Source organism: Alphaproteobacteria bacterium (genome assembly GCA_041396705.1).
GTDB lineage: Bacteria > Pseudomonadota > Alphaproteobacteria > CALKHQ01 > CALKHQ01 > CALKHQ01.
In genome coordinates this window covers 1-12,101 of sequence record JAWKYB010000030.1, presented here as the reverse complement: position 1 = coordinate 12,101, position 12,101 = coordinate 1, and the positions used below count along the sequence as shown (strand labels likewise).

Annotated in this window: 12 protein-coding genes; 4 read left to right on the top strand and 8 right to left on the bottom strand. The window is 71.9% G+C overall.

The window, feature by feature from the left end; genetic code table 11:
• Positions 1-15: 15 nt before the first annotated feature.
• The 5 genes from R3F55_25830 to R3F55_25810 form a co-directional block, all read right to left on the bottom strand.
• Positions 16-324 carry a Dabb family protein gene (locus R3F55_25830; protein ID MEZ5670791.1) on the bottom strand — a complete coding sequence of 103 codons (309 nt, stop codon included), beginning with the start codon at positions 322-324 and terminating at the stop codon, positions 16-18.
• Between the two features lie 266 nt (positions 325-590).
• Positions 591-1,412 (bottom strand): aldo/keto reductase, encoded by an 822-nt coding sequence (locus R3F55_25825; protein MEZ5670790.1) that lies wholly within the window; start codon positions 1,410-1,412, stop codon positions 591-593.
• Positions 1,309-2,223 carry an enoyl-CoA hydratase/isomerase family protein gene (locus R3F55_25820; protein MEZ5670789.1) on the bottom strand — a complete coding sequence of 305 codons (915 nt, stop codon included), beginning with the start codon at positions 2,221-2,223 and terminating at the stop codon, positions 1,309-1,311. The genes R3F55_25825 and R3F55_25820 overlap by 104 nt, the downstream gene beginning before the upstream one ends.
• The gene (locus R3F55_25815) at positions 2,220-3,821 is read right to left on the bottom strand and encodes a choline dehydrogenase (protein MEZ5670788.1); all 1,602 of its coding nucleotides are present in this window, start codon (positions 3,819-3,821) and stop codon (positions 2,220-2,222) included. Before R3F55_25815 ends, R3F55_25820 begins: the two co-directional genes overlap by 4 nt.
• A gap of 56 nt (positions 3,822-3,877) precedes the next feature.
• A complete protein-coding gene (locus tag R3F55_25810) occupies positions 3,878-5,440 on the bottom strand; it encodes a CoA-transferase (protein MEZ5670787.1) in 1,563 nt (520 codons plus the stop codon).
• A gap of 185 nt (positions 5,441-5,625) precedes the next feature.
• On the opposite strand from R3F55_25810, the gene R3F55_25805 reads away from it, so the two are divergent.
• Positions 5,626-6,762 (top strand): acyl-CoA dehydrogenase family protein, encoded by a 1,137-nt coding sequence (locus tag R3F55_25805; GenBank protein ID MEZ5670786.1) that lies wholly within the window; start codon positions 5,626-5,628, stop codon positions 6,760-6,762.
• Positions 6,759-7,541 (top strand): 3-ketoacyl-ACP reductase, encoded by a 783-nt coding sequence (locus R3F55_25800; GenBank protein ID MEZ5670785.1) that lies wholly within the window; start codon positions 6,759-6,761, stop codon positions 7,539-7,541. Before R3F55_25805 ends, R3F55_25800 begins: the two co-directional genes overlap by 4 nt.
• Positions 7,542-7,571: 30 nt before the next feature.
• Here R3F55_25800 and R3F55_25795 read toward each other — a convergent pair whose 3' ends face one another.
• Positions 7,572-8,405 (bottom strand): sugar phosphate isomerase/epimerase, encoded by an 834-nt coding sequence (locus R3F55_25795; GenBank protein MEZ5670784.1) that lies wholly within the window; start codon positions 8,403-8,405, stop codon positions 7,572-7,574.
• Between the two features lie 183 nt (positions 8,406-8,588).
• Here R3F55_25795 and R3F55_25790 point away from each other — a divergent pair, with 183 nt between their 5' ends.
• Both R3F55_25790 and R3F55_25785 read left to right on the top strand, forming a co-directional pair.
• Entirely contained in the window at positions 8,589-9,317 is a 729-nt protein-coding gene (locus R3F55_25790; GenBank protein MEZ5670783.1) for a TetR/AcrR family transcriptional regulator, read from the top strand.
• 85 nt (positions 9,318-9,402) lie between these two features.
• Positions 9,403-9,873, top strand: a complete 471-nt coding sequence (locus R3F55_25785) for a hypothetical protein (protein MEZ5670782.1) — start codon at positions 9,403-9,405, stop codon at positions 9,871-9,873.
• Positions 9,874-9,879: 6 nt separating this feature from the next.
• Here R3F55_25785 and R3F55_25780 read toward each other — a convergent pair whose 3' ends face one another.
• Positions 9,880-10,830, bottom strand: coding sequence for an ABC transporter permease (locus tag R3F55_25780; GenBank protein MEZ5670781.1), 951 nt, complete (start codon positions 10,828-10,830; stop codon positions 9,880-9,882).
• Positions 10,831-10,852: 22 nt separating this feature from the next.
• Positions 10,853-12,101 (bottom strand): sugar ABC transporter ATP-binding protein (locus R3F55_25775; GenBank protein MEZ5670780.1); only part of this gene is annotated, 1,249 nt, incomplete at its 5' end.

Below are 12,101 nucleotides of genomic sequence, written 5' to 3'. Positions count from 1 at the left end.
CCCGGCCGTTCCGGCCTAGCGCCCGTCCGAATAGTCGAACACGCAGACGTCGGCGACGTCGTCGCCGAGGAACTTGACGAAGGCATCGTGCTCCGGATGCGGCAGATAGGCGTCGCGCGCCGCCGCGTCGGGGAACTCGACGACGAAGCAGTGGGTCAGGCCCTTGTTCAGCCCTTCCGGGCTGTTGTTGGTGCCCCAGGAGAAGCCGGAGATCCCCGGCACCTTGCCCTTCAGCGCGGCAAAGGCCGCGACGATCGCGTCGATCCGGGCCTGGCTGGCGGACGGCGCAAAGCGGAACATGACGATGTGCCGGACTCCGGCCATGGCGAGACTCCTCGGTGTGGAATGGCGGCGGGACGGACGCCCGGCCATTGGCGCGGTGCGTCCTTCGAGACGCCGCCCGGCGGGCGGCTTCTCTGGAGGTGGGGTGCCGTACGCGGCGCGAGGGAGCGGCCGGCGTCGCGACGGGCGGCCGTGGATGGCATGCGCACGTCTTCCTCATCCTGAGGAGGCGTCCGCAGGACGCCGTCGCGAAGGACGCACGACGCCCGCATCCTGCCGCTGCGGCGACGCCGCGCCAGCATCGCCGCTCAGCCCCAGGTCGGCGACAGGCCGGCGACGCGGACCAGGCGCTGGTTGCGGGCGCGAAGCGCGCCGACCCTGGCCATCTCGTCAGCGTCGAGCGCAAAGTCGAAGACGTCGATGTTGGCGGCGATGTGGGCGGGGCTGCTGGCCTTCGGCACCACGATCACGCCCTGCTGCACCGCCCAGCGCAGCGCGACCTGGGCCGCGGTCTTGCCGTGCGCCTGGCCGATGGCGGTCAGGATCGGCTCCTGCGCCACCGCGCCGCGCGCGACCGGACAATAGGCGGTCAGGCTGATGCCGTGCCGTTCGGCGGCCGCCTGCTCGGCGGAGCGGTCGACCAGCGGATGGAACTCGATCTGGTCATTGACGATGCGGCCGGCGGTGAAGGCCATCGCCCGGTCGAGGTCGGCCGGCTCGAAGTTCGACACCCCGACCAGCCGCGCCCGCCCGGCGTCCTGCTCGGCGAGCAGCAACTCCAGCGTCTTCTCCATGGAAAAGGCCGGGTTCGGCCAGTGCAGCAGCAACAGGTCGACCCGGTCGAGCCGCAGCGCATCCAGGCTTTCCGCCACCGTGCCGGCAAATCTGTCGGGCGCGTAGTTGCCCGGCAGCACCTTGGTGGTGACGAAAACGGCGTCGCGCGCCAGGCCCGACGCGGCGAGCGCGCGGCCGACCTCGGCCTCGTTGCCGTACATCTGCGCGGTATCGATGTGGCGATAGCCGGCCTCAAGCGCGGCCGCGACCCCGCGCACGGCGGCATCGCCGGTCAGCGGATAGGTGCCGTAGCCGACCAGCGGGATCGCGCCGCCCTTGACCTCGCGCACGTCCATCGCTTTCCCCCTTCTCAGTCCATGTCGTCGGCAAAGCGGGCCGGGCGCTTCTCGGCGAAGGCGCGCGCGCCTCGCGCCCGCCCGCCGACGCCAGCGCCCGGGCCGCCGCCAGCTCATACAGCGTTTCCACCGTCTCCTGGCCCTGGGCGGCGCGCAGCAGCCGCTTCGACAGGGCGACGGCGACCGGCGCGCGCGCCGTCACCGCCTCGGCCAGCCGGTCGGCCTCCGCCCGCAGCCCGTCGCGCGGCACCACCGCGTCGACCAGGCCCCAGTCCAGCGCCTCCTCCGCCGTCAGCGAGCGGCCGAACAGCACCAGCTGGCGCGCCCGCGCCGGCCCGACGGTTTCGACCAGGCGCTGGCAGCCGAGCCAGCCGGGCACCGCGCCGAGCACCGGCTCCGGCGCGGCGAGGCGGATGCCCGCCGCCGCGATACGGGTGTCGGCGGCCAGCGCCAGCTCCAGCCCGCCGCCGAGCGCGTCGCCGTTGAGCAGGCAGATCACCGGCAGGTCGAGCGCCGCCAGCCGGCCGAACACGCGGTTGCCGCGGCGGATCCAGCGCCGCGCCATCTCGCCCGGCTGCAGCGACGACCATTGCCGGACGTCGCCGCCGGCCGAGAAGGCGCGCTCGCCGCTGCCGGTGATCTCGACCAGGCGCAGGCCGGGCGCGGCCTCGATGGCGTCGAGGGCGGCGTCGAGCTGGTCGATCGCCGGCATCGCCAGCGCGTTCAGCTTGCGCGGATTGTCGATCAGGATGCGCGCGCGGTTGCCCGCGATGGCGAGGGCGACGTGCCGCTCCTGGTCGGTTGCGCTCACGCCGCCGCCGCGACCCGGTTGCCGCGGATCAGGTCGCTGGCCTTTTCGCCGATCATGATCGAGGCCGCATTGGTGTTGGAGCTGATCAGCCGCGGCATGATCGAGGAATCGCAGACGCGCAGGCCTTCCAGCCCGCGCACCCTGAGCTGCGGGTCGACCACCGCCATGGCGTCGACGCCCATCTTGCAGGTGCCGACCGGGTGATAGTCGGTCTTCGCATATTTGCGGGCATAGGCCATCAGCTGCTCGCGCGTCCTGGCCTCGGGCCCCGGGAAATGCTCGCCGCGGACGTATTTGCGCAACGCCGGCTGCGCCATGATCTCGCGCGTCAGCTCGAAGCCGCGCAACGACATCTCGCGGTCGTATTCCTCTGCCCAGAAATTGGGGTCGACCCGCGGCGCGTCGGCCGGGTTGGCGCTGCGCAGTTTGACCGTGCCGCGGCTGCGCGGGCGCAGGTGGCACGAATTCAGGGTGCAGCCATAGCCATCGACCGGCGGCACGCCCGCCTCCAGCCCCGCGCCGGGCAGGAAGTGCATCTGGATGTCGGGCGCCGGCTCGTCCTTGTCCGCCCACCAGAAAACGCCGCCCTCGGCCAGGTTCGAGGTCACCGGGCCGCTGCCGAACAGCATCCACTGCAGGCCGGCGGCCAGCTGCCTGTGCCAGCGCGTGTGCTTGTCGTAGCTGTGCGGGCCGTTGAGCTGAGCGATCTGGTAGATGTCGACATGGTCCTGCAGGTTGCGGCCGACGCCGGGCAGGTCGTGCACCGGGGTCACGCCGACCTGCTTCAGTTCGTCGGCCGGCCCGATGCCCGACAGCATCAGCAGCTTGGGCGAGCCGATCGCGCCGGCGGCGACGATCACCTCGCGCTCGGCGCGGACCAGGCTGGAGGTGCCGCCGCGCTGCCCGAACTCGACCCCGACCGCGCGCCCGTTCTCGACCACGATGCGGCTCACCTGGCAGTCCGTGCGCACGGTCAGGTTGGGCCGCTGCATCGCCGGCCGGAGGTAGCCGACGGCGGTGCTGCAGCGCCTGGCGTTGCGCTGGGTGACCTGGTAGATGCCGCAGCCTTCCTGCCGCGCGCCGTTGAAGTCGGGGTTGTGGGGGATCCCGGCCTCCTGCGCCGCGCGCACGAAGGCCTTGGTCAGATAGTGCGGGCTGATCTGGTCGGAGACGCCGAGCGGGCCGCCGACGCCGTGGTAGTCGTTGGAATAGCGCTCGTTGTCCTCCGAGCGCCGGAAATAGGGCAGGACGTCGTCATAAGCCCATCCGGTGCAGCCCTCGTCCTTCGCCCAGGTGTCGTAGTCGTATCTGTTGCCGCGGGTGAACACCATGGCGTTGATCGAGCTGGAGCCGCCGATCACCCGGCCCTGCGGATACACCATCTCGCGGCCGTCGCCCTGGGCCAGCGGCTCGGTCTTGTACCCCCAGGTCAACGGGCCGGCGGTCATCTTATAGAAGCCGACCGGCATGTGGATGAAGCGGTTGCGGTCGGTCGGCCCCGCCTCGAGCAGCAGCACCTGCACGTCGGCCATCTCGGTCAGCCGGTTGGCCATCGCGCAGCCGGCGGATCCGCCGCCGATGATGATGTAATCGAACATGGGTCTCTCGCGTTCCCCCTGTCGCGCGTTCGGCCGCGCTTGTCGTCAGAATTTGATCATGCGGCGTGGCTGCTGTCGACCGGCGGCGGCGCGAAGTGGCGCGCGTCCATCGGCGCCGGGTCGCGCGCGACGATCGGCGCGAAGCCGAGCCGGTCAAGCACGTCGCGGCGCACGTCGATCCCGCGGGCGACCTCGATCAGCTCGACCCCCTTGTCGGCCAGCCGGAACACCGCGCGCTCGGTGACGTAGAGCACGGTCTGCCCGGTGGCGCGCGCGTTGGCACCGGAGAAGGTGATCTCGCGCACCCGGTCGACCAGCTTCGGCACCGCGCCCGGCGCCGCCACCCGCAGCCCGCCCTCGACCGGGTCGTAGCGCACGCCTTTGGCCTCGAAGGCACCGCAGAACACCACGGTGTGCGCGTTCTGGGTGATGTCGACGAACCCGCCGGGCCCGACCACGTCGCGGCCGAGCCGGGAAACGTTGACGTTGCCCTCGCCGTCCATCTCGCCCATGCCGAGAAAGGCCTGGTCGATGCCGCCGCCGGAATAGAAGTCGAACTGGTCGACCGAGCTGACGATGGCGTCGGGATAGCGCGCCGCGCCGAACAGCGAGCCGTCGAGCAGTTGGCCGTTGTGCATGCCCTGCTCGACCGTGATCCAGATCTCGTCGAGCAGCCCGCGCTCGGCCAGGATGGCCGGGATGCCGCCAGGGATGCCGTAGCCGAAATTGACGCTGGCGCCGGCCCGGATCTCGTCGGCCGCGCGCGATGCGATGATGCGGCGGATGCCCTCGGGCCCCTCGCCCGGCGGCGCCTTGCCGCCCAGCCGCGGCCCCGCCTCGCCCCACAGCGCCGGGTCGTAGGCGCCGAGGTGGGTCTGGGTCTGGTCCGGGTCGACCGCGACGCCGTCGACCAGCACGCCCGGCACCGTCACCAGCCGCGCCGGCACGCTGCCGCGCGCGGCCATCGCCTGCACCTGGGCGAACACCTTGCCGCCGCTGTTGTGGGCGGCCAGCGCCACCGTGCGGGCGTCGATGTCCGCGGCCTCGTGCCAGCAGCTGACGTTGCCGAGCGGATCGGCCTGGGTGCCGCGCAGGATGCCGAAGTCGACCTTGAACGGCAGGTAGCGGATGTAGCTGCGGCCGCCGATCTCGACCAGTTCGCAGATCGGGTCGGTCGAACGCGCGTTGCAGGCGCCGCCGCCATGGCGCGGGTCGGCGAAGGTGTTGAGGCCGACATGGGTGATCAGGCCCGGCCGCCCGGCGCCGATCTCGCGCATCAGCAGCATGATCGCGCCCGCCGGCAGGGTATAGGCCTCGATCTTCTCCTCGCGGGCCAGCGCCTGCATCTGCGGCGACCAGGTCCAGTGGCCGCCGATGACCCGGCGGACCATCCCTTCGTGCGCCAAGCGGTTCATGCCCTGCGCCCCGACCTTGCCGATGCCGAGCGCATGCACCGCGGTCAGGTCGCGCGGATGGCCGGTGGCGAGGAAGCGCGCCTCGAGCGCCGCCAGCAGGTGGTCCGGCTCCATCAGCCCGCCGCCGGAGCCGCTGATCGCCACCGTGGCGCCGTCGGGAATCGCGGCGACGCAGTCCTCGGCCGTACGCAGCTTGGTCTTCATCTGTCGCGGCTGTTCCTCAACTGGAATGGGCTGTTTGGCAGGCGGCGCGCGGCCGCACAAGCGAAATGGCTTGACGGCCGCCCCGGTCCCGCGCACACATAACTATACGGTTACTTACTTCGCCGATCAACGGCAATCGGCGCGTCGTTGCGAGCCCGTTCGCGGCGGGAGGGGAGGTTCGGCGCATGGCCCTGTCCGAGGAGCATGCCCAGGTCCGCGACATGGTGCGGCGCTTCGCGGACGACGTCATCCGGCCGGTCGCCGGCGAGCTCGACGCCGAGGAACGCTTCCCGCAGGCGATCTACGAGCGGATGGCCGCGCTCGGCCTGTTCGGCATCGGCGTGCCGGCCGAGCTTGGCGGCGCCGGCATGGACAGCCTGGCCTACGCGCTGGTGATGGAGGAGCTGTCGCGGGGCTATGCCTCGATCGCCGACCAGTGCGGGCTGGTCGAGCTGATCGCCACCCTGCTGGTCCGTCACGGCACCGATGCGCAGCGCGACCGCTATCTCGGCCCGACCCTGCGCGCCGAGCGCCGCTGCGCCTATGCGATCACCGAGGCGGAGGCCGGCTCGGACGTCTCCGGCATCCGCACCGCCGCGGCCCGCGACGGCGACGGCTGGCGGCTGAACGGCGGCAAGCTGTGGATCCACAACGCGCCGGTCTGCGACTTCGCCATGGTGCTGGCGCGCACCGACAAGGCGGCGGGCAAGCGCGGCATGTCGATCTTCATCGTCGACCGCGACCTGCCGGGCGTCTCGGCCGGGCCGAAGGAGCACAAGATGGGCCAGCGCGCCTCGCAGGTCGGCGCGCTGACCTTCGAGGACGTGCGGCTGCCCGGCGACGCGCTGCTGGGCGAGGAAGGGCGCGGCTTCCACATGATGATGAGCGTGCTGGACAAGGGCCGCATCGGCATCGCCGCGCTGGCGGTCGGCATCGCCCAGGCCGGGCTGGAGGCGGCGGTCGGCTATGCCCGGACCCGCCGCCAGTTCGGCCAGGCGATCGCCGAGTTCCAGGGCCTGCAGTGGCTGCTGGCCGACATGGCCAAGGACATCGCCGCGGCGCGCCTGCTGGTCCACGACGCGGCCGACCGCTACGACCGGCAGGACGGCGCCAGCATGGCCTGCTCCATCGCCAAGTGCTTCGCCAGCGACATGGCGGTGGCCCAGACCGCCAACGCGATCCAGGTGTTCGGCGGCAGCGGCTACATCCGCGGCTTCGAGGTGGAGCGGCTGTACCGCGACGCCAAGATCACCCAGATCTACGAGGGCACCAACCAGATCCAGCGCACGATCATCGCGCGCCGCCTGCTGGAGGAATCATGACGGCGGACCCGATCCGGCCGGTCGCGCTGGTCACCGGCGCCCAGCGCGGGCTCGGCAGGGCCTGCGCCGCGGCCCTGGCCGCACGCGGCTTCGACCTGGTGCTGCATGCGCTCGACCCGGACGAGGATTTGGCGGCCTGCGCCGCCGACGTCGCGGCGGCCGGCGGCCGCTGGGCGCGGGTCGCCGGCGACATCGCCGAGATCGGCACCCACGGCGCGCTGGTCGATGCCGCCGCCGGCGCCTTCGGGCGTCTCGATTGCCTGGTCAACAATGCCGGCGTGTCGGTGCTGGCGCGCGGCGACCTGCTCGAGGTCTCGCCGGAAAGCTACGACCGCTGCCAGGCGGTCAATGCCCGCGGCACCTTCTTCCTGACCCAGGCCTTCGCCCGCCACCTGCTGGCCGCGCCGCAGCCGGCGGCCGGCCACCGCTCGATCGTCGTCATCAGCTCGGTCAACGCCGAGGCGGTTGCGCTCAACCGCGGCGAATACTGCGTCTCGAAGGCCGGCGCGGCGATGGTGGCCAGGCTGTTCGCGGTGCGGCTGGCCGAGGCCGGCATCGGCGTCTACGACATCCGTCCCGGCATCATCCGCACCGAGATGACGGCGCCGTCGACGGCCCGCTACGACGCCTTCTTCGCCGCCGGCGGCGCACCGATGCCGCGCTGGGGCGAGCCCGGCGACGTCGGCCGCGCGGTGGCGGCGGCGGCGGCGGGCGACCTCGGCTATACCGTCGGCCAGGTGCTGTACATCGACGGCGGCCTGACCGTCGCCCGTTTCTGAGCGGCGATGGGCCGGGCCCGGGCCGCCGCCTCAGACCACCGTGCGGTGGCGCGCGACGCAGACATCGAGCACCTCGTCCGGGTCGCGCTTCCACCAGTTCTCGGCCGAGAAAATCTCGACCTCGCTGCGGCCGGCATAGCCGGCGCCCTCGACCAGCGCGCGCAGCGCCTTCAGGTCGATCACGCCGTCGCCCATCATGCCGCGGTCGAGCAGCAGGTCGCGGGTCGGCACCAGCCAGTCGCAGACATGATAGGCGAGGATGCGGTCGCCGGCGCGGGCGAGCTGGCTGGCCAGGTCCGGGTCCCACCAGACGTGGTAGGCGTCGACGGCGACGCCGACGCCCGTGCCCAGCGCGTCGCAGAGGTCGAGCGCCTGGGCCAGCGTGTTTACGCAGGCGCGGTCCGCCGCGTACATCGGATGCAGCGGCTCGATCGCCAGCGGCACGGCGGCGGCGCGCGCGTCGTCCAGCACCGCCGCGATGCCGTCGGCGACCATGGCGCGCGCACCGGCCAGGTCGCGCGAGCCCTCCGGCAGCCCGCCGACCACCAGCACCAGGCAGGCGGCGTCGAGGTCGTGCGCCTCGGCTACGGCCCGCCGGTTGTCGTCGATGCGGGCGCGCCGCTCGGCCGCCGTCGCCGCCGGGAACATGCCGCCGCGGCACAGGCCGGTGACCGACAGGCCGAGCGCGCGGGCCTGCGCGCCGGCCCTGGCGGCCGGCACCGCGTCCAGCTCGCGCCGCCACGGCGCGACGCCGCCGATGCCGCGGCGGGCGACGGCGTCGATGATCCGGTCGAGCGGCCAGCGATAGCCCAGCGTCGCCGTGTTGATGCTCAGCAGTGCCGGCGGACCGCCGAAGTCACGCATCCGAATTCTCCTGGCCGGGCGTAATTCGTGATAACTATCCAGATAGGGATAAGTTACATTTCGGCGCTGCGATGCGCCATCGCGCGGCACCGTGCCGGCGCCGTCCGGGCCGCGGAAGCGGGCCGGAGCGGCACGAGCGAGGACCGATGAGCCCGACCGGATCGAGATGCGGCAGGCCCTAGCATGACCGACGCGCCCGGCAAGGCGCGGCGCGGCGGCCGTACCGCGGCGGCGAAGCCGGACCCGGCACCGGCAGCCGACGAGGCCGGTCGGCCGCGGGCGCGCGATGCCGAGGCGACCCGCGCACGCATCCTGCAGGCCGCACTGGAGGAATTCGCCGCCAAGGGCCTGGCCGGCGCCCGGGTCGACGAGATCGCCGCCCGCGCCGGCATCAACAAGCGCATGATCTACGTCTATTTCGGCAACAAGGAGCGGCTGTTCCTGGCGGTGCTGGAGGAGGCCTATGCCGACATCCGGGCCAGCGAGCGGCAGCTGCATCTCGCCGATCTCGCCCCGCGCGCGGCGATCGAACGGCTGGTCGCCTTCACCTGGGACTACTACCTGCGCCACCCGGGCTTCCTGCGCCTGATCAATTCGGAGAACCTGCACAAGGCGCGGCACATCAAGAAATCGCAGCGCATCCGCGAGATCCATCCGCCGTTCATCAGCATGGTGCGCGAGGTGCTGGACCGCGGCGTGGCCAGCGGCGACTTCCGGCCCGGCATCGACCCGAACCAGCTCTACATCTCGATCGCGGCGCTGGGCTACTACTACCTGACCAACCAGTACACGCTGTCGGTGATCTACAACCGCGAACTGGGCGCGCCGGCGGCGCTGGCCGAGCGGCTGGACGCGATCCTCGACATGGTGCTGCGCTACGTGCTGGCGGACCCGCGGGCCCAGCTCGGCTGAGCGCGGGCCCGGTGCAGGCCGCGCCCGGCCGGCGGACCCGGGCGCAGGCGGACGCGTTCTCCGCCGCATCGGGAGGATTCGTGCGATGGGTTCGCGGTTGCGGGTTGTCGGAAGGGCCGCGGTGCTGGCGGCCGGGGTCGGCGCATGCGTGCCGGCGCAGCAGGGCGCGGCACCGGCTGGCGGCAGGCTTGGCGTCGCCACGCTGAACCAGACGCTGACCGGCAACACGCTGGTCGCCAGCCGCGCCGGCGGTGGCGGCGACTATTGCGCCTTCCACTCGACCGAGGCGGTGCTGAGCGGCTCTCTGATCGTCCGCGGCACCGATCGCGGCCAGCCCTATCGCGGGACGTGGCGGGTGGAGGCGCAGCCGGACGTGCGCGATTCAGCGGCTGCGGGGGCGGCGGGCTTCGTCTGCTACTCGTTCCCCGACGCCGGCGTGTTCGCCGAATGCCGCATGCTGCGCACCGACGCCGGCGGCGGCGTGACGGTGCTGGACCGGGCGGGACATGTCTATGCCAGCGGGCGCATCGTGGCGGGCGACGCCTGCGGCGGCTGAGCCCGCCTATTTGACGATCGGGATCTTCGAGCGGTCGATGGTCAGCGCGACCGCGATGATCAGCATGCCGCCGAACACTGCCTGCTGGATGAAGATGTCGACGTTGAGGAAGGTCATGCCGGTGCGCACCACCGTGATGATCAGCGCGCCGACCAAGGTGCGCCAGATGCTGCCGACGCCGCCGGTGATGGCGGTGCCGCCGACGATGACCGCGGCGATCGCCGGCAGCAGCAGCTGGTTGGCCAGCGTCGGCGAGCCGCTGGCCAGTCGCCCGCCGAGAATGACCCCGGCCAACCCGGCGGCAGCGCCCGACAGCACGAAGGCGATCACCTTGTGCAGGCCGACGCGGATGCCGGCGGCGATGGCGGCCGGCTCGCCGGCGCCGATCGCCTGGCTGAAGCGGCCGAAGGCAGTGTAGCGCTGCACCAGGGTGCCGGCGACCAGTACGATCGCGCCGATGACCACCTCGTCCGGCACGCCGAACACCGAGCCGGTGATCCAGCCGGTGTAGATCCGCTCGGTCTCGCCCAGCGTGATCGCCTGGGCGTCGGACAGCAGCAGCGCGGCACCGGCGGCCACCCCGCCGATGGCCAGAGAGGCGATGAATGACGGGATCCGCAGCACGACGTGCGACATGCCGGTGACCAGGCCGACCATCGCGCCGACCCCGATCGCAACGACGAAGGCGAGATAGCCCAGCGGCAGCAGCAGCAGCGCGACCAGCACGCTGGCCAGCGAGGCGACCGCCTGGATCGAAAGGTCGATGCCGCCAAGCATGATGACGAAGGTGACGCCGACGCCGAGCACGAACAGCGTGGCGGTGTCCGAGGCGATGCCCAGCAGGGTCTGCGGGTTGACGAACTGCGGCTGGAAGGCGCCGACGATCACCACCAGCACGACCAGCGTGATGATCGGCATGGCCTGGCGCATGGTGTCGCGGCTCAAGCGCGTCTGCATCGCGATTCCGCCCTCCGCCGCCTCAGACCATGTGCTCGATCAGTTCGACCTGCTCGGGCTTTGCGCCCGGGCGCGCGTCGAACCGCCGGGTCACGCGGCCGTCGCGCATCACCAGGATGGTGTGGCTCAGCCCGATCGTCTCCTCCAGGGTGTCGGCGATCAGGATGACCGCGATGCCTTCGGCCGACATCGCCCGGACCAGGTCGTAGACCTCTTCCTTCGCGCCGACGTCGAGGCCGCGGGTGGGATGGTCGAGGATGACGATGCGGGTGCGCGCGTTCATCCACTTGGCCAGCACCACCTTCTGCTGGTTGCCGCCCGACAGGTTGAGGCAGAGCGCGCGGATGCCCGGCGTGCGGATGTGCAGCCGCTCGACCCATTCGCGGGCCAGCGACGCCTCCTTGGCGTGGTCGATGACGCCGCCGCGCATCACGGTCTTCAGGTTGGCCAGCGTCATGTTGGCGCTGACCGACAGGAACAGCACCAGGCCCTCGTTGCGCCGCTCGCGCGGGATGTAGCCGATGCGCCGGCGCACCGCGTCCGACGGGCTGGCGATCCGTACCGGCGTTCCGTCGATCCGGATTTCGCCTTCCGACGGCCGGCTGAAGCCGAACAGGGTGCGGCAGACCTCCTCGCGGCCGGACCCGATCACCCCGGCGATGCCGAGTATCTCGCCCTCGTGCAGGTCGAAGTCGACGTCCTGGTAGTGACCCTTGAGGCCGAGGCCCCGCGCCGACAGCACCACGTTGTCGGCGAATGGGCGCTGCGCCGATTCGCGGTAATACTCGGCATGGCGGTCGCGGCCGACCATCAGCTGGTGCAGCCGGTGGGTGTCGGCGCCCGCCGCCGGCAGCTCGGCCACCACCGCGCCGTCCTTCATCACATAGACCCGGTCGCTGATCGCCAGCACCTCGTCAAGCCGGTGCGAGACGAAGACGAACGACGCCCGCACCTTCAGCTCGCGCACGCGGGCGAACAGGATGTCGATGTCGGCCTGCTCCAGCACCGACGTCGGCTCGTCGAGCAGGATGACCAGGTGGCCCTCGGCCAGCTCCTCCAGCGTCAGCGCCTTGGCCAGTTCCACCATCTGCCGGGTGGCGAAGCCCAGGTCCGAGGTCAGGCTGGCCGGGTCGACGTCGACATGCACCTTCTCCAGCTGGCGGCGGGCGGCGGCATAGAGGTCGCGCCAACGGATGATGCCGGCCGTGGCGAAGCGGCGCTCGGCGCCGAGATAGATGTTCTGGCCGACGGTCAGGTTGGGCAGCAGCGAC